13 protein-coding genes are annotated in these 17,032 nt (G+C 59.7%); 4 read left to right on the top strand and 9 right to left on the bottom strand.

Annotation, left to right across the window (positions count from 1 at the left end; all coding sequences use genetic code 11):
• Positions 1 to 5: 5 nt before the first annotated feature.
• The 5 genes from A3C3_RS0121570 to A3C3_RS0121550 all read right to left on the bottom strand — a co-directional run bounded on the left by A3C3_RS0121570 (position 6) and on the right by A3C3_RS0121550 (position 7,466).
• On the bottom strand, positions 6 to 1,178 hold the full coding sequence (locus tag A3C3_RS0121570; RefSeq protein WP_022716664.1) for an ABC transporter permease: 1,173 nt from the start codon (positions 1,176 to 1,178) through the stop codon (positions 6 to 8).
• Positions 1,178 to 2,176, bottom strand: coding sequence for an ABC transporter permease (locus A3C3_RS0121565; RefSeq protein WP_022716663.1), 999 nt, complete (start codon positions 2,174 to 2,176; stop codon positions 1,178 to 1,180). The genes A3C3_RS0121570 and A3C3_RS0121565 overlap by 1 nt, the downstream gene beginning before the upstream one ends.
• Position 2,177: 1 nt before the next feature.
• Positions 2,178 to 4,088: an ABC transporter substrate-binding protein gene (locus A3C3_RS0121560; RefSeq protein ID WP_022716662.1), complete on the bottom strand. Its 1,911-nt coding sequence runs from the start codon at positions 4,086 to 4,088 to the stop codon at positions 2,178 to 2,180.
• Positions 4,082 to 5,977: an ABC transporter ATP-binding protein gene (locus tag A3C3_RS0121555; protein ID WP_022716661.1), complete on the bottom strand. Its 1,896-nt coding sequence runs from the start codon at positions 5,975 to 5,977 to the stop codon at positions 4,082 to 4,084. Before A3C3_RS0121555 ends, A3C3_RS0121560 begins: the two co-directional genes overlap by 7 nt.
• 145 nt (positions 5,978 to 6,122) lie before the next feature.
• A complete protein-coding gene (locus tag A3C3_RS0121550; protein ID WP_022716660.1) occupies positions 6,123 to 7,466 on the bottom strand; it encodes an adenylate/guanylate cyclase domain-containing protein in 1,344 nt (447 codons plus the stop codon).
• A 447-nt stretch (positions 7,467 to 7,913) separates the two neighbouring features.
• Here A3C3_RS0121550 and A3C3_RS0121545 point away from each other — a divergent pair, with 447 nt between their 5' ends.
• Complete coding sequence (locus A3C3_RS0121545; RefSeq protein WP_022716659.1) at positions 7,914 to 9,254, top strand: nucleotide sugar dehydrogenase; 1,341 nt, start codon at positions 7,914 to 7,916, stop codon at positions 9,252 to 9,254.
• Here the strand turns inward: A3C3_RS0121545 and A3C3_RS0121540 are convergent.
• Entirely contained in the window at positions 9,244 to 10,419 is a 1,176-nt protein-coding gene (locus tag A3C3_RS0121540; protein ID WP_022716658.1) for a DUF3095 domain-containing protein, read from the bottom strand. The two genes, A3C3_RS0121545 and A3C3_RS0121540, sit on opposite strands and share 11 nt — an antisense overlap.
• A gap of 123 nt (positions 10,420 to 10,542) precedes the next feature.
• On the opposite strand from A3C3_RS0121540, the gene A3C3_RS0121535 reads away from it, so the two are divergent.
• Positions 10,543 to 11,022, top strand: a complete 480-nt coding sequence (locus A3C3_RS0121535; RefSeq protein ID WP_022716657.1) for a class I SAM-dependent methyltransferase — start codon at positions 10,543 to 10,545, stop codon at positions 11,020 to 11,022.
• A gap of 230 nt (positions 11,023 to 11,252) precedes the next feature.
• Here the strand turns inward: A3C3_RS0121535 and A3C3_RS0121530 are convergent, their stop codons facing one another.
• Together A3C3_RS0121530 and A3C3_RS0121525 are read right to left on the bottom strand one after the other, a co-directional pair.
• Complete coding sequence (locus tag A3C3_RS0121530; RefSeq protein ID WP_022716656.1) at positions 11,253 to 12,131, bottom strand: FkbM family methyltransferase; 879 nt, start codon at positions 12,129 to 12,131, stop codon at positions 11,253 to 11,255.
• Entirely contained in the window at positions 12,131 to 13,849 is a 1,719-nt protein-coding gene (locus A3C3_RS0121525) for an adenylate/guanylate cyclase domain-containing protein (RefSeq protein WP_022716655.1), read from the bottom strand. Before A3C3_RS0121525 ends, A3C3_RS0121530 begins: the two co-directional genes overlap by 1 nt.
• A 220-nt stretch (positions 13,850 to 14,069) precedes the next feature.
• Between A3C3_RS0121525 and A3C3_RS0121520 the strand changes: the two genes are divergently transcribed.
• Positions 14,070 to 15,158: a glycosyltransferase family 4 protein gene (locus A3C3_RS0121520; RefSeq protein WP_022716654.1), complete on the top strand. Its 1,089-nt coding sequence runs from the start codon at positions 14,070 to 14,072 to the stop codon at positions 15,156 to 15,158.
• Complete coding sequence (locus A3C3_RS0121515; protein WP_022716653.1) at positions 15,155 to 15,934, top strand: polysaccharide deacetylase family protein; 780 nt, start codon at positions 15,155 to 15,157, stop codon at positions 15,932 to 15,934. The genes A3C3_RS0121520 and A3C3_RS0121515 overlap by 4 nt, the downstream gene beginning before the upstream one ends.
• Here the strand turns inward: A3C3_RS0121515 and A3C3_RS0121510 are convergent.
• Positions 15,916 to 16,746, bottom strand: a complete 831-nt coding sequence (locus A3C3_RS0121510; RefSeq protein ID WP_022716652.1) for an MBL fold metallo-hydrolase — start codon at positions 16,744 to 16,746, stop codon at positions 15,916 to 15,918. The two genes, A3C3_RS0121515 and A3C3_RS0121510, sit on opposite strands and share 19 nt — an antisense overlap.
• Between the last annotated feature and the right edge of the window lie 286 nt (positions 16,747 to 17,032).

The following is a 17,032-nucleotide window of genomic DNA, read 5'->3' as shown; positions in this document are numbered from 1 at the left end:
TGCTGCTATTTGTAGGGATCTGCTGCATCGCGCAACCCATCTCCCAGAAAGTTGAAGGCCAAAATGACAAGAACCACTGGAATAATCGGGAAAAGCAGCCACGGATAAAAGGCAATGACGCTGACGCTCTTGGCCTCGGTGAGCAAGATACCCCAGCTGGTGATCGGCGGCCGAAGGCCAAGCCCCAGAAAGGAAAGCGCCGTTTCGCCGAGGATCATGCCCGGGATCGAAATCGTCGCCGAGGCAATCAGATGCGACATGAAGCCGGGAACGAGATGCCGTGCGATGATGCGGGGCGTGCTTGCCCCCATCAGCTGGGCAGCCTGCACGTAATCCTCTTCGCGCAGCGCCAGAAGCTTGGAACGCACAGCACGCGCAAGCCCGGTCCAATCGATGATGCCGAGGATTACAGTAATACCAAAATAGATGACGATCGGGCTCCACGTCACCGGCATGATGGCTGCAAGAGCCATCCATAGCGGCAGGCTCGGCAGCGACTGCAGCACCTCGATCACTCGCTGGACGATCAGGTCGAAGACGCCGCCCCAATAGCCGGCAAGGCCACCGATGACGATGCCGAGCACGAAGCTGATTGCGATGCCGATCAGGCCGATTGTCAACGAAATCCGGGCGCCGTAGAGGATACGGGAGAGCACGTCGCGGCCGAGGCGATCGGTGCCGAGCAGGAACATCTGGCCGCCTTGTGCCGGGCAGACAAGATGCAGATCGGACTGAACGAAGCCCCAAAATTTAAAGGAATCGCCACGGCAGAAGAAGCGGATCGGCTGAACGTCGTTCGGATTGTCGGTGTAGACCCGGCGCAGCGTATCAAGGTCAAGTTGCATCGCGCGGCCATAGACGAAGGGACCGACGAATTCGCCCTTGTCGAAGAGGTGCACGCGCTGGGGCGGGGAATGGATGTAGTCGACATTGCGCGTGTGCAGGCCGTAAGGCGCCAGAAACTCAACGACCAGTATCATCAGATAGACGACAAGCAAAAAGATGCCGGAAGCTAGCGCCAGACGGTGCTGCTTGAACTTCCACCACATCAGTTGCTTTTGGGAAGCAAGGTGAATACGCGAACTGGCAGCCGCCATCGTTTCCGTGGCGATGGGATCGAACGGTGCAGTCGAGACATAGTGCTGCAAGGGAGCGCCGGGCGGTGGCAAGGGCGACATTATTTGGTGCTCCTGCCTTGCAGACGGATGCGCGGATCGAGGAAGCCGAGGGCGATATCGGAAACCAACACGCCGATGACGTTCAGGAAGGCAAGGAACATCAGGAAGGAGCCGGCAAGATACATGTCCTGGCTCTGCAGTGCCTTGATCAGCATCGGGCCAGTCGTTTCGAGCGACAGCACGATAGCGACGATCTCGGCGCCGGAGATGATCGACGGCAGGATCGAACCGATGTCGGCGACAAAGAAGTTGAGCGCCATGCGCAGCGGATATTTGATGAGCGCTCGGGTCGGATGAAGACCTTTGGCGCGCGCAGTCGTCACATATTGCTTCTGCATCTCATCCAGCAGATTGGCACGAAGGCGACGGATCATGCCGGCCGTACCCGCCGTGCCGACGATGATGACAGGGATCCACAGGTGGGACAGGATCGATCGCGCCTTCTCCCAGCTCATAGGCTCGGAGAGATATTTCTGGTCCATCAGATGACCGATCGAGATGCCGAACCAGATATTGGCGAAGTACATCAGGATGAGCGCCAGCATGAAGTTCGGAATGGCAATGCCGAGCAGCCCGAGAAACGTCAGTCCGTAGTCACTCCAGCTATATTGATGGGTAGCGGAATAGATCCCGATGGGAAAAGCGATCAGCCACGTCACCAGGATGGTCGTGAAGGAAACGAGGATCGTCAGCCACAGACGGTCGCCGACCACTGCGGAAACCGGCAGCTGGTATTCGAACGAATAGCCGAAATCGCCGTGCAGCATGCCGCCAACCCAATAGAAGTAACGGATGATCGCCGGTTTGTCGAAACCGTATTGCTGCCGAAGCTCTTCGATTTCCTGCAGGTTGGCGCTCTCGCCCTGCGCGCGCAGCTCGGCGATCTGGCTTTCGAAGAAATCGCCCGGCGGCAACTCGATGATTGTAAAGACGAGCGCCGAAATCACGAGCAGCGTGGGGACCATGGCGGCAATCCGCCAGAGAATATATCTCAGCACGTCACGCCTCCTTCAGCCAGAAAGCATCCGGCATGTAGATGCCGAGATAAGACGTTGGATCGAAGCCGTAGAGCGCCCGCTCCGGCACGTTCTGCATCTTGGCAGAACGCAGGATCGGCTGCAGCGCGCCATTGATGAGCCCGATCGAAAACACCTGCTGCGTATAGATCGACAGCATCTTGTGCCAGATCGCTTCGCGCTTGCGGAAGTCGGCAGTGGCACCCCACTGTTTCAGGAGGTCGACGAGCTCTATCGCCTCAGGCAGGTCGGGGGCGCTGCCCTCCTGGCCGGCAGACAGATAGTACATGCCCCAGATCGGCCATTGCAGCTGATCGTCGACGGTCGGCGCCAGCTGGCTTGGCGCCATGTCGGCGGTCGGAACGCCGTTTTCAATGCCGAACCACGTCGACATCATGATCGTGCCGCTCATGGCGCGGCTCTGGAAGACGTCACGCTGCGACGTTCGCGTGTAGAGCGCAAGCCCGATATTCTTCCAGTGATCGCGGACGAGTTCGAGCACGTCGGTATCGAGTGTGCTTTCGCCGGAAGTTTCGACGGTGATTTCCGCTCGCCGTCCGTCCGGCAGCAGACGGAAACCTTCGCCGTCACGCGCTTTGAGACCCAGTTCGTCAAGCAGGCGGTTGGCTTCATCCGGATCGAACTGAATGAAGGCGTCGGCGTATTCTTGCTTATAAAGCGGGCTGTCCTGCAGAACGGTGTCGGCGCTCGGCTTGCCGAGGCCGTAGAAGGCGACCATGTTGATTTCGTGCCGGTCGATCGAAAGTGACAGCGCCCGGCGGAAGCGAACGTCGCGGAAGAGCTTGCGCCAGGTTTCGTCGGCGCAATTGAGGTTCGGGAGCAGCGCGATCCGCGATCCACGCGCCTGTTTCCAGAGATTGACCTTGACCGGGAAGCGCTTCTCGGCCTCTTTGAGGAAGGTATAGTCGTTGAAGTCGATGCCGGTCGCCTGGAGATCGGATTCCCCCGCACCCGCTTTGGCCGCGATGATCGACGAGGAACTGACGTTCAGGATGAAGCGGTCGATATAGGGCAATTGCATGCCGTTTTCATCGACGCGATGGAAGAACGGATTGCGCACGAAAACGAATTGGTCGGCTGGCGGTGCTGTCGTGTTGCGCCATGGATCGAGTGTCGGCAGCTCCGGATTTTCCGGACGCGAGGCGCGCGACATCTTGATGTGCAGATCAACCCACTTCTTCACCCGGTTTTCCCGCATGAGTGCGGAAAGCCGGAAGTCATCCTGGTATTTTTTGTGGAACTGCTTGAGGTAATGGGCGGGACCGAAGATGACGAGCGGCAACGGGCCGGCGAGCGCCGGCAGGAAATTCGGGTTGGGCTTGTCCCAACTGTAGCGGACGGTGAATTCGTCGAGCACCTCGAAATGCGGAAGCACGCCGTGCGGGCGCAGCTCCAGCGCCCCGCCGCCGGGCGTCAGGGCGTTGTTGGAAATGACGTCTTCCCACCAGTAACGGAAATCGTCGGCCGTGAAGGGATGCCCATCGGACCACTTGTGGCCTTCGCGCAGGTGGAAGGTGAAGATGCTATCGTTTTCCGATGTATAGCCGCCGAGAATGTCGGCCTGGAACCGCAGGTGCTTGTCATACCCGACAAGGCGCGAATAGCCGTAAACGGTCATGTAGCGGATGTCGCGGGCCGCGCCGATGATGGTGCGCACAGAACCGCCGTAGACGCCGGGCGTCAGGCCGGCCTCTTTCATGTTGATGATGCGCGGATGCTTCGGCAATCGCTCCGGCATTGGCGGAATGCGATCTGCTGTCAAAAGGTCACGCAGGAATTCCGGCTCAATATCGCGGTCGCCCATATCACGTGCAGCAGCCGGTCCGACGGCTGCTGCAAGAAGGCCGCCGAGAAAGGTTCGGCGCGTTACCATGCACGTAGTTCCTTTGCATCTGCACCCTTGCGGGCGCGCACCAGATGGCCGTTGCCGAGATCGGCATAGGCAAGTTCTGACGCATCGTCATGTTCGGCGGTAAAGGTAATGCCCCAGTTCTGTTTGTCGGCTGCGCCATTTTTGCGCAACGCTTCGAAATCGAGCGGCCGGTCGAGATCGGGGAAGGGGACGGCGGCAAGCAGCGATTTCGTGTAGGGATGCACCGGATCCCGCAAGATGATCTCGCGCGGGGCGATTTCGACGATGCGGCCCTTGCACATCACGGCGATGCGATCGGCCATATAGTCGACGACGGCGAGATTGTGCGAAATGAAGAGGTAGGTCAGGCCGAGCTCTTTTTGCAGATCCTTGAGCAGATTGAGAATTTGCGCCTGCACGGAAACGTCGAGCGCGGAGACCGGTTCGTCCAGGATGATGAGTTTGGGACCAAGAGCTAGGGCCCGGGCAATGCCGATGCGCTGGCGCTGGCCGCCCGAGAAGCTGTGCGGATAGCGGCTCAGGTAACGCCGGTCGAGGCCGATGGCGCCCATCAGCGCTTCAACCTTCTGCTTGCGTTCGGCGCTGTCCCCGCGATCGTGGATTTCCAGCGGCTCGCTCAGGATGTTGCGCACCGTCATGCGCGGCGACAGCGACGAGACCGGATCCTGAAACACCATCTGGATCTTGGTGCGCAGCGCCTGCAAATCGTCGCCCTTGACGGAAAGAACGTCGATCACGTCCTTGCCGTCATTGAAGATCACCGAGCCGCCATCGGGCGTGATTGCGCGCATCAGGATCTTGCTGACGGTGGTCTTGCCGCAGCCCGACTCGCCGACGAGCCCTAGACATTCGCCGCGCCGGATATCGAAACTGACGTCGTCGACGGCCCGCACGACTGCCGCCTCACCTCTGCCGAAAAAACTGCGCTTGCGCGTCGCAAACGTCTTGGAGAGATTGTTGACCGAAAGCAAAAGCTTCGGCCCCTCCACACCCACCATTCGCTTTTTGCCGAGAAACGATTCCAGATTGACCGGAACATCACGCAGCGCTTTCAGCCGCTCGCCCGGCTTCATGTCAAAATGCGGCACGGCCGCCATCAGGCCCTTGAGATATGGATGCTGCGGATCGCGAAATATCGCATTGACGGGTCCAGCTTCCATGATTTCGCCGTGATAGATCACGACGACCTCGTCTGCCATGTTGGCGACGACGCCGAGATCGTGAGTTATAAGCAGCATCGCCATGCCGAGCTTATGCTGAAGGTCGCGCAGCAGCTCGAGAATTTGCGCCTGGATCGTCACGTCGAGCGCCGTGGTCGGCTCGTCGGCGATCAAAAGAGCGGGCTTGCAGATCAGCGCCATTGCGATCATCGCGCGCTGGCGCATGCCACCTGAAAGCTCGAACGGATACATGTCGTAGGTGCGCTGCGGATTGGCAAATCCGACGAGGCCGAGCATCTCCTGGGTTCTTTCGCGTGCCTCGGTCTTGTCGGCATCGGTGTGGATCAGCAGCACCTCGCTGATCTGGTTGCCGATGGTGTGGAGCGGCGAGAGCGACGTCATCGGCTCCTGGAAGATCGTCGCCATGCGCTTGCCGCGCAAATCCCGCATTTCCTCGCTGTCGCGGCCGAACTGCAGGATATCGGTGGTCTCGCCGTTGAGCGGATCGGTGAAGAGAATGCGGCCGGTCGCCTTTGCGGCGTTCGGCAGGATGCCCATGATCGACTGGCTGATAACCGATTTGCCGGAGCCGGATTCCCCGACAAGTGCGGTCACCTTGCCCGGAAGAATGCGCAGTTCAGCATTCTTTACGACGCGCAGCTTGTCTCCGAACACTGAGAATGAGACGTCGAGATTCTCGATACGCAATAAGTCGGACGCGGACGCCATACCAACGATATTCCCCAGTCTCTTTTCTGTTCCCGTTAAGGCACACTATCGTACCGCAATCGGGGTGTCCAGTTGATGACCGGGCATGGGGAACCGACACGTTTCGTCTGATTTACAAAAACAAAACAAGCATTTCAGCCGCAGCCTACTGAACAAATCCCTCGGCCGTCGCCCGCTTGGCCTGCTTCTTGGCATCGCGGTGGAGGAGGATGACCTGTTCGGCTTCGGAAAGGCCATTTGGCGCGACTTCGCGGAAATCCCCGTCGATGGCGCGTGCCGGTGCGGGCGCGCGCGGCTGAAGTATCGTCACCTTCTGGCGGATGCCGCGCAGCTTCTCTTCACCAAGCGTCGTCCATTCACCACCGCAGTAACCGGCAAACGCCTGGCTGGCGACGACCTCGCGATTGTACTTCTTTGTCAGCGCCTGCAGACGCTGGACTTCGTTGACGGCCGAACCGAAGGCCGAAAACGTCAGGCGGTCCTTGAGGCCGACATTGCCGAGCATCACGTTGCCGATATGCAGCCCGATGCCATAATTGATCGCGCCAAGACCTTTTTCGGCGCGTTCGTTGTTGAGCTCGGCAACGCGGGCCTGCGCCTGATGGACGGCAGAAAGGGCCGCCTGCGAGGCGATCTTCGACGGATCCTTGTGACGGCCGCAGGGGTAGACTGCGAGAAAGCCGTCACCGAGGAAGCTCAAGATTTCGCCGCCGTTGCGGTTGAAAGGTGCTGCAATCGCGTCGAAGAACTCGTTCAGCGTGTCGATATAGGCCTGCCGGCCCTCCTTTTCGGCATACATCGTCGACTGGCGCATGTCGCCCATGACAAGGGCGGCCCGGATCGTTTCTCCGTCGCCGCGGCGGATCTGGCCGTTCAGCACGCGCTTGCCTGCGTCGCCGCCGAGATAGGTCGTTAGCATGTTGTTTGCGAGCTTGCCGAGCACGGCCATCTTGGCGGCGACGGCCAGATGGTTCTGCATGCGCAGCAGCGCATCGATCATGTCGTCGGAAAAGCCAAAATGATTGTCCGTCGACCACGAGCCCATCATGCCCTGGACAGAACCGTCGCCGAAGGGCTGCACGAAGGCGAGATAGTCGGTGATCTTCTCGGCGCGCAGGTCCTCGAAGATCGGGAATTCCGCAGCGCCATCAAGCGAGATGCGGCGGCGGATATGCTGCAGATTATTGTCGAGAAGATAGTAATACGGGCTTTGGAGAAAACGGTCGGGTTTTGCGCCCACCGAATGGCGGTAGCCTTCGATCGTGACGCCGCTCGCACGCCGCCAGGTGAAGCCCAAAGCGTCATAGAGCGGATGAAGCATCGAAAAGGTCAGGTGCACGCGCGCGATCGGGAGACCGGCGGCGGCAATCCGCTCGCAGAACCCGCGAACGATGTTTTCGAGATCATCACCGGCAAGCGAGGAATTTGTCAGCCATTCGGCGACGCGGTCCAGAAGGATGGAGGACACGCTGGATTCGATCGTGCTCATTCTTGGCATTATCCTCATAAAGCACGTCCGTTCCTGAAGACGATAGAAAACCGGCCCGCGGCACTGTCGTGCGCAGGGCGGAAATTCAAGATGGACGAGCGGTATTATCGTGTCAACGATCTGCCGAGGAACCGGCAAACGTACCTGTCAAACCCACAAAAACCGGGAGGACGGGCAGCCCTTTCCGTCATTCACTTATTCGATTTAAATAGGCGCGCCGGCAATGCGAAACAATGGCATCGGTGCATTTTTCTCCGCTTGGACAATCATCTCGAGCAGCTTGCGAGTCTTTTTGGTCACACCGGAAAAACCTGCCCTGGTAGATGCGGCCCGATGCGAGCAAGCGATCACGCCGGCTTCACATCGCCGTTAGAAGACGGCGGGTTTCAATCTGGGCAATCTTGCATTATCTCACGGCCTAACTTCCTCTTACTGAAGAGACCTGTCTTGGCCAGCCCATCCTCCTTCGCCGACCTTTCCGCAAAGATTAAAGACCGCTCGGCCCGTGCGGGCGTCATCGGGCTCGGCTATGTCGGCCTGCCGCTGGCGATTGCAATTGCGCGAAGCGGTTTCGAAGTGACCGGCTTCGACATCGATCCGAAGAAGATCGTGGCGCTCGATGCATGCAAATCCTATATCGACGCAGTGGCCGACGAGGCATTGAGCGCCGAGAGGGAGGCGGGCCGCTTTTCGGCGACGACGGACTTTTCTGGCCTTGCGGCCTGCGACGTAATCGTCATCTGCGTGCCGACGCCGCTTACGAAGCATCGCGATCCGGATCTTTCTTATGTCGAAGCGACGTCACGCTCGATCGCAGCGCATCTTCGTGCCGGCCAGCTCGTCGTTCTGGAATCGACGACCTATCCCGGCACCACGGACGACGTCGTGAAGGTCATCCTGGAAAAGACGGGCCTGAAATCGGGCGCGGATTTCTTCGTCGGCTTTTCTCCAGAGCGCGAGGATCCCGGCAACCAGCACTATCACACCGCGACCATTCCGAAGGTGGTCGCTGGCGACGGCGCGGAAGCGCTGGACCTGATGAAAGCCTTTTATGGCGCGGCGGTGAAAACCGTGGTTCCGGTTTCTTCCAACGCGACGGCCGAAGCGGTGAAGCTTACGGAGAACATCTTTCGCTCGGTCAATATTGCACTCGTCAACGAGCTGAAGACCGTTTATGCGGCGATGGGCATCGATGTCTGGGAAGTGATCGACGCGGCCAAGACCAAGCCGTTCGGCTATATGCCGTTCTATCCTGGGCCTGGACTCGGCGGCCACTGCATTCCGATCGATCCGTTCTATCTGACATGGAAATCCCGCGAGTACGAACTGCCGACGCGCTTCATCGAACTTGCGGGCGAGATCAATTCGGCGATGCCGCGTTATGTCGTCGGCAAACTTGCAGAAGCACTGGATATCCGTTGCGGGAAGGCACTGAGCCGCAGCAAGGTTCTGGTCCTCGGTCTTGCCTACAAGAAGAATGTCGCAGATATCCGCGAGAGCCCGTCGCTACGCTTGATCGAGATCATTGAGGAGCGTGGCGGCAAGGCGGATTATCACGATCCGTTTGTGGCCGAAATTCCGCCGACCCGCGAATATCAGGCCCTGAAAGGACGCAAATCCGTGGCGCTTGCGCCGGAGGTTTTGGTAGATTACGACGCGGTGCTGGTCGCAACCGATCACGACCAGGTCGATTACGCCACGCTTGTCAAAAACGCGCCGCTCATTGTCGACACGCGAAACGTCTTCAAACGGCTCGGCCTTTCGGCAGGTCACGTCATCAAGGCGTGACGCTTGGCGCCGACACAGCCTTGCCGGTGATCTTGCCGGCGGCAACGGCATAGCCGCCGTTTGCGCCGTCTATGAAATGCATGTGGTCGCGTGAGAGCGGCGTCGGCACGAAACACGTCATAAGCGCCGATTTCTGCCGGTGCAGGCCGTAACGGGCAATGCCGCCGGCTTGCGCTTGATCGAGCAGCTTTTCGATCCGCTTCAGACGTGCGGCATCTACATCGATCGTCATCTTCAGCCCGTCGTCGAATTTGCGGAAATCCGAGTTTCCGGCAACATCCTCCTTGTAGCGCTGGGCGTCGAATTTGCCGAGCGGCATGCCAATTTTATAGAGCACGGAAAGGAGGGCGAGCTGCAGCACGATGAAGAGCTTTGTCAGGAAGCGCTTTCCCTTCGGTGCAGTTACCTTTGCTTCGCGATCGATGCCTTTCATCGAAAAGGAGAGCTTGGGACCTTCCGGGGGTATCGGATGGCCGCCGCGGCCCTGCTCGGCGGCAATTGCGACGATTGCCGTGACCAGTTGCTGAAACTCCGCGCCTGCCCCCATTGCGTCGGGAACGGCAATGATGGAGACGATTTCTCCATGTCGCGATTCAATCGGGTTCCAGCGGCAGGAGAGGCCGGCGAGGTCCGGCCGGGTGCCTGGCGCGGCGCGCGAAACGGCGTAGTTGCCGTCCTTCATCTGCCGTTCGGCCCAGCTGTTGCCGCCTCCCGAAAACATCGCGTAGCTGACGTAGGGGCTCGCGGAATAACGGGCGATCATGACATCGAGACCTTCGCGGCGGATATCGGCGAGCGGCACGACGGCGGCGCGCAAGATGAAGCCGAGCTCTTCTTCGGCCCAGACCTGCACGGCTGCGAGCGCATCGCGCGCAATCATTTCGAGTGATCCCGGTAGAGCGATGAGTGCCCCGTCGCCACCGAAGACGAAGGGATAATCGCCCTTGCTGACGGCATTCAACACGGCGGAGATAACAGAGGCGCCCGCCATGTTGACGTCCTTGTAGCGTCCGGCTTCGATCGCCTGCGTCGATCCGACGATATCGGCAAGCGCCAAAATCCAGCCGTCCGGCAGTGGCCGGTAGTTTCCAGCATCGGTCACGTCCTCGAAATCGGTGAAGACCGGCACTGTCGCGAAGAATTGTTGATCCGGAACGGCATTCATGATCCGACCTTATCACAGACGCGTGTCGCCGCGGCAACGGCATTTTGATTTACGGTGGTCGACTTTGCGCGGTTTCATGTGATAGCACCGGATTGCAAAAACGAATGACGGACAAGGACATAGATGAGCCGCCTCGACAGCTTCATCCGCCGTTTGACGGCTCAGCGCGACATCCTCAATTCCATCTGTGATCTGGTGAAGGAGACAGAAGGTCCGGTTTTGGAATTCGGCCTTGGAAATGGCCGGACCTATGATCATTTGCGCGAGCACTTCCCGACCCGCCGGATAATCGCATTCGATCGCGAGGTGCATTCCTATTCGGCCTCGACCCCGCCTGCCAACGACATGGTGACGGGCGATATCCGCGAAAGCGGCCAAGCCTTCATCGGTACCGGTGCAGCACTTGCCCATGCCGATATTGGAACGGGCCATGACGAGATCGATGCAATAACGCTGACGTGGCTGCCGCAGCTGGTGGCCGGTGTTCTTACAAGGGGCGGCATCGCCGTCAGCGGTCTGCCGCTCGATTGGCCCGAGCTTGAGCCGCTGCCGCTGCCTGACGGAATCAAGGAAGGACGGTATTTTCTCTACCGGCGGAAATAAGCCTGCTTAGGTGCGCGGGTTTCCCGTGCCGTAGGCCGCTTGTGCATTCGATGAGGCGCCTTCGGTCCGGTCATCCGCACCGATGACAACCAGGAGACGACGGTCAAAGACATCATTGCCGCCAGCGATGCGGCAAGCGGACGCAAAACGCCACGCTTGCGTCGGCTTCGGCCGTCCTTGCTGGCGTCAACTCCCATCAATCCCTTGCCATAAATGCCGCAAGCGAGGGATCAGGGCAGCAGGAGAACGTCGTACTGATCAATGCCGCCTGGCAGGTCGCGGACCTTCATTTCCTGCTCGCCCTCCTCGAAGAAGACGACGCAATCCTCATAGCAGCCGGCAAGCATCGTTACGAAATCGCGGGTCTGTTCAGGGCCGTAGAACATGGGTGTGAATTCCATGTAGAGCGGCACGCGCTGCGACATCAGCGGAGCCATGGAGCGGCAGGCGACAGGCTCGTAGCCTTCGATGTCCATCCAGACGAGGCTGACGTCGTCCGGATTGAAACCCGCCTCGCGGAGGATGTCGCTCACCGGCTTTACCGGGACGCTCACCTTCATATCCGATGAACTCTGTCGAATGGCGCTGCTCTTTCCATGGTTCGTTGCGTTGAGAAAGAAATCGATCTCCCCTGCAGTCTCGCCTGCGGCGCAGTTGACGAGCCTGACCGTCTCCTCCAGCCGGTTCTGGCTCATGTTGGTTTGTAGCAGCCGGAAATTGCGAGGATCAGGTTCGACGCTGACGATGCGCGAATAAGCGTTGCTCAGCGCGAAATAGACCGTCTGCGTGCCGATATTGCCGCCAAGCTCGAGCAGGACGCCGTCCTTTCGCAAAAGGCCGCGCTCGCGCAGCAACGCCAGGAGTCGATCGACGTTCCCGCGCTCGAAATGCCCCTTTCGGAAGACCTTGCGGCCGATATAGTCGGATGGCGAAAAGGTCATCAGATGATCGCCGGCATCAACGGTCATGGAAACGACCCGCGGGCCGATGTTCTCGATGAGCAACCGCCGGCCGAAGCGCGTGTCGAAGAAGCGGCTTGCCACGGCGTTCCGCGCTCTGCGCAGGCGCTTTCGCCAGTATTTTTTTGATCCCAACGCGTCAACGACCATCAGGCTTTCCCATTGAGCGGCCCACCCGCCTGTTCCTTGTGGATCACATAGACTTTCAAAGGCAGCGCCCGGCCGCGCACACTGATGTCGCGGCTTTCGATGCCGCGCATATCGGCGCCCGACAGATCGGCCACAGGCTCGGAAATGACGAGCGCTGCCTCAAACTCCTTGGCGGCGCTTTCAAGACGGCTGGCAACGTTTACCGTGTCGCCGACGGCGGTGAGATTTCGCACCCTGCCGTACCCCATCGTCCCGACGACGGCCGGCCCAAAATGAATGCCGATCGCGATCTGAAGCGGTATCGTCAGTTCATCGGCGAGTTCGGTGCCGAGTTTTTCAATTTCCGACGTGATCGTTTCGGCTGCCTTCAGCGCCTGGCGGCAGGCCTCGCCAGGCGAAGTGCCGATGCCAAAAAGGGCCATGGCGCCGTCGCCAATGAACTTGTCTATCCGTCCGCCGGCCTGTTCCACTGCCTTGCCGACAAGGGCGAAGTATCGGTTGAGCAGGAAAACGATGTCGAAGGGCAGCCGGGTTTCCGTCAGACTCGTGAAATTGCGAATATCGCAGAAAAGCACGGCAATTTCACGCTCCCGGCCAGGACTTGTTTCCTGCGTGTTGGCAGGAAGGGCCGTTTCGGTCGCCGGGATCAGAAGTGGCGCGACGGTGATGTCATGGTCCGGGCGCAGCTGACAGGCGAGGCGCACGTCCGGCGCCGCATTGATGCGCTCGAGCGTCTTCTGCTCCAGTTGATCAGGTTGCGGCAGGCGTTGGTAATCGCCGAGGATCTGAACGCGGCAGGTGGAGCACTGTCCCTTGCCGCCGCAGACCGAGTAATGCGGCAGCCCGCCGAGACGGCTCGCCTCCAGCACCGTAAAACCGCGCGGCACCTTGATCGTCTCGCCCCCCGGATAGTGCACGGCAATCTGGTCAGTGCGCTCCTTCCACTTGCGGCGGGTGCGCGCGGCGACGACCGACAGGAGCGCCAGCGAGAAGCTGCCATAGAGCCCGGCGCGTATCATCGCGATCTGCCGCTGGGCGTGCGGGTCGGAATAATAGCGGGTATTCAGGTTTTCCTGATAGCGCCCGGTGTCGACAAGACCCTCATAGTCCGGCTCGGCGATCGTGCGGCCCATCTCGATAAAGCCGAGCAGCGAAAGCACGGGCAGCAGGATGGCAAGCGCCAGAAGCAGCGGTGCAAGACCGTCGTACCAAGGCCGGTAGCGCAGCCAGAAATGCAGGCCGATGCAGCCGTGGATCCAGACGACGATAAGGGCGACCGCCTGCCGGATGCCGTTGCCGAAGGAGAGGATCCACAGCTGGCGAACGACCGTTTCGTAGTTGTCGGCGTATCTGTAAAGTTCATGGACGATACGGGTTCCGACCACATGATCGATCAAGAGCAGCGGGATGGCGAGGCCGAGCACGATCTGGGCCATTTCACCGTTTGGCATGACCAGGCTGCGACGCATGTATATCGAGCGAAGCACCAGCACGATGTGAATGAAGATCGCGCTGTAGAAGATCAGCGTGCCGAGCGGATTTCGCCAAAGGGCGACAAACAGCCGGCGGCCGTCATCGGCAGCAGCGACGGAAATGAGGCCGAGTGCATGGTTCGACAGGTGGAGGACCACGAAAGTGAACATGACAAGGCCTGAGCCTAGCCGGGCGCGCCGGATGTTGCGCTCCGAAAAAATGCCTGTATCCGCGATGGTTGCCATTCATTTCCGTTCTTGACGTTTTGACCTGCGGAAAACCGTTTCACAGCTTCGAGGATCATGCTCTAGAGATGTTGAGGTGAAAGCGAAATGCCATCTTCTCCAGCCACGATCACATTCCATATGTTTATCAGTAACTTTTAAGGAAACGGACAATAGCGGTAATTTTTGCGATAGGCTGGATGGGCGGCGCAATAAAGCGGTTTTTCAATGGAGCGTCCTGATGCGGATTGCATTTTACGCGCCGCTGAAATCCCCAAACCATCCGACACCATCCGGCGACCGCCTGATGGCACGGCTGCTTGTCGAGGCGCTGCATCGTTGCGGTCATTCGGTCGAGATCGCCTCCGAGTTGCGCAATTTTGCGCCAACTCCCGAGGCGGCAGCTATGCTTGAGGGCGAGCGGCAGGCGGAGCTTTCCCGGCTAAAAAGTACGTGGCGCCGTGGACCAAAACCGCATCTGTGGTTCTGCTATCACCCGTACTACAAATCGCCGGATCCCTTCGGACCCGTGCTTGCGGCCGAATTCGGCATTCCCTACGTCACTGCCGAGGCGTCCTATTCCCGCAAACGTGACGCCAGCGGCTGGGCATCGGCGCAGGCGACGGTCGCGGCGGCAATCCGGCAGGCGGCGGTCAACATCGTGCTCACGGAACGCGACGGAGCAGGGATCGGGCAGGCCGTTCCCGAGGCCCGGCTTGCTTCAATCAGGCCGTTCATCGACACGGCATCGATCAAGAACATCGATCTGCGGCCGGATTCCAAACGGCTCGTGACGGTCGCCATGATGCGCGCCGGCGACAAGATGGCGAGCTATAAGGTGCTGGCTGCGGCACTGCGCGCAATCGAAGACAAGGCCTGGACGCTCGGCATCATCGGCGATGGCCCGATGCGGGCGCAAGTCGAGGCGCTGTTTTCGGATTTCGCGCCCGCCCGCATCGATTGGCTGGGCAAACGAAGTGCGTCAGACGTCGCAAGTCTGCTTGCTCGATCGGGGATCTATGTCTGGCCTGGTTGCGGTGAAGCCTATGGCCTTGCCTATCTCGAGGCGCAGGCGAGCGGCCTGCCTGTGGTGGCGCAGCGAACAGCGGGCGTGCCAGCGGTCATTGAAGATGGGGTGACCGGCATATTGACGGCAGATGGCGATGTCGACGCCTTTGCCGCCGCCATCGGCCGCCTGCTGGACGATCCGGCGCGACGCCAGGAGATGGGCGCGGCGGCGCGGCACTTCGTGCTGAAGGAGCGATCGCTGGAGATCGCTGCCTTAGACCTCGACAGAATACTGAAACGATACGCAGGAGTTGAACCATGAGCGGCAGTTCGATCTGGGAACCCCTCCGTGAGGAACTCGCGCGCTGGCGGGAGGCTGGAAAGGTGGCCCGCTTCTGGTGGCGCGATGACGATGCGATCGAGCCGACGGCGGCGCTCGACAGATTGCTCGGCCTCTCAAGCGCGCATGAGACGCCGGTGACCGTTGCCGTTATCCCGGCAAACACCGGTCCAGCACTTTCTCAACGGCTTTCGGGTACGAGCGGGGTCAGCGTTGCCGTGCATGGCTGGTCGCATGAGAATTACGCGTCGCCGCAAGAAAAAAAGCAGGAACTTGGCGGACACCGGCTGGGGGAGGCCGTGCTTGGCGAACTTTATGAAGGGTTCCTGACGCTGCAGCGGCTGCATCCGGCCAGGTTCATTCCCATGCTGGTGCCGCCATGGAACCGCATCGACGACAGCCTTGTTCCCAAGCTCCCGGCACTTGGTTTCGAATGCATGTCGACGTTCGGCCGGGCGACTGCGGGGGCGGCGATCCCGCTCCTTAACACCCATATCGACATCATGGGACGGCGAGCCGACGGAAAGGGGCCGCGCGTCGGCCGGCCGCATGACGAAGTTGTAAGCGAACTTGTGGGAGAACTGCAGGACCGCTTCGAAGGCCGAAACGAGCCGGTCGGTTTGCTGACCCATCACCTCGCGCATGACGAGACGGCGTGGAAATTTACCGAGGCATTTCTCTCAGAGGCCAACAATCATCAGGCGATTTTATGGAAACCGGCAGCTGAGCTGCTGAAAGATCAGATGTCGACGACCTGATTGTCACGCGCGGCGAAGGCGCCGGGGAATGCCGCCTGGGCATTCTTTTCCATCTGGCCGAGCTGCTCGTCCGTGCGCGAGGGTGCGTGATGGAAGAGCGCGAAGCGTTTCGTTCCCGCCATTTTGGCCAATTCGATGCCGTGTTGCCAGGTCGAATGGCCAAAGCCCTTGAAGCGCTGCATCTCGTCTTCGTTGTAGGTGCAGTCGTAGATCGCCAGATCCGCATCCTTCATCAGTTCCAGAGAAACCGGGTCATAAGTGCCGGGGATATGCTCGACGTCGAATACAAGCGCGACGATCCGGCCGCCCCACTCGATGCGATAGCCGATCGCCCCGCCTGGATGGTTCAGCTTGTAGGTCTTGATGCGCACACCCTCGCGCGGAGAAAGCATGTCGCCGGCATGGAAATCACGGAAGTTCATCGTTGCCTGGCAGATATCGGTCTTTACCGGAAACCAGGGCGGGCTGATGAACTGATCGACCATATCCTTGGTGCTCATCTTGCCGTCGAGATGGCCGGACCAGATGTTGAGATTGATCGAGGGATAGTAAATCGCCTTGAAGAAGGGCAATCCAATGATGTGGTCGTAGTGACAGTGGCTGAAGAACAGATCGACCTGCGTGACGCCTTCGTTGAGCATCGCAAGCCCGGCCTCGCGCAGACCCGAGCCTGCGTCGAAGATCAACCGGTGGCCGCCGCAGCGCAGTTCGATGCAGGTGGTGTTGCCGCCGTAGTGAGCGAACTCGGGGCCTGATACCGGGATGCTGCCGCGAACGCCCCAAAATTTTACCTGAAACTGATCGTTACTCATGGTTCTTCAAAATCGGGCTCCCGCACAGCGCTATCGTAATCATAGTTTAACCCTGATGCGAAGTGCGGAATTCCGCGGGGGTGCCTCTATCTTGCCTATTCTGCCAATCGCTAGCAGCAGAAGGAGTAGATTTTCCTAAGGCAGCAGGAGTTGGATCCGAAAGCAGCCGGATATGGTTTGCGTTGCGTAAACGGAAATGCCGGAGTCTGAAAGTCGGCGGGCATCTCTTGCTCTATTAGGTGGCTCTTCCGGGGCGAAAATACAATTCTCCGCTTTTTCTAGCCCA

It is taken from the genome of Rhizobium mongolense USDA 1844 (assembly GCF_000419765.1).
Taxonomy (GTDB): Bacteria; Pseudomonadota; Alphaproteobacteria; order Rhizobiales; family Rhizobiaceae; genus Rhizobium; species Rhizobium mongolense.
Note: the sequence above shows the minus strand (reverse complement) of the source record. Positions and strands in the feature narration are given on the sequence as shown.

Bases quoted from the DNA above. Each gene is read 5' to 3' on its own strand.
- A3C3_RS0121530 (WP_022716656.1), bottom strand. From the start codon at position 12,131: ATGGTCGTTGACGCGTTGGGATCAAAAAAATACTGGCGAAAGCGCCTG.
- A3C3_RS0121525 (WP_022716655.1), bottom strand. From the start codon at position 13,849: ATGGCAACCATCGCGGATACAGGCATTTTTTCGGAGCGCAACATCCGG.
- A3C3_RS0121570 (WP_022716664.1), bottom strand. From the start codon at position 1,178: ATGTCGCCCTTGCCACCGCCCGGCGCTCCCTTGCAGCACTATGTCTCG.
- A3C3_RS0121555 (WP_022716661.1), bottom strand. From the start codon at position 5,977: ATGGCGTCCGCGTCCGACTTATTGCGTATCGAGAATCTCGACGTCTCA.
- A3C3_RS0121535 (WP_022716657.1), top strand. From the start codon at position 10,543: ATGAGCCGCCTCGACAGCTTCATCCGCCGTTTGACGGCTCAGCGCGAC.
- A3C3_RS0121550 (WP_022716660.1), bottom strand. From the start codon at position 7,466: ATGAGCACGATCGAATCCAGCGTGTCCTCCATCCTTCTGGACCGCGTC.
- A3C3_RS0121515 (WP_022716653.1), top strand. From the start codon at position 15,155: ATGAGCGGCAGTTCGATCTGGGAACCCCTCCGTGAGGAACTCGCGCGC.
- A3C3_RS0121560 (WP_022716662.1), bottom strand. From the start codon at position 4,088: ATGGTAACGCGCCGAACCTTTCTCGGCGGCCTTCTTGCAGCAGCCGTC.
- A3C3_RS0121520 (WP_022716654.1), top strand. From the start codon at position 14,070: ATGCGGATTGCATTTTACGCGCCGCTGAAATCCCCAAACCATCCGACA.
- A3C3_RS0121510 (WP_022716652.1), bottom strand. From the start codon at position 16,746: ATGAGTAACGATCAGTTTCAGGTAAAATTTTGGGGCGTTCGCGGCAGC.
- A3C3_RS0121540 (WP_022716658.1), bottom strand. From the start codon at position 10,419: ATGAATGCCGTTCCGGATCAACAATTCTTCGCGACAGTGCCGGTCTTC.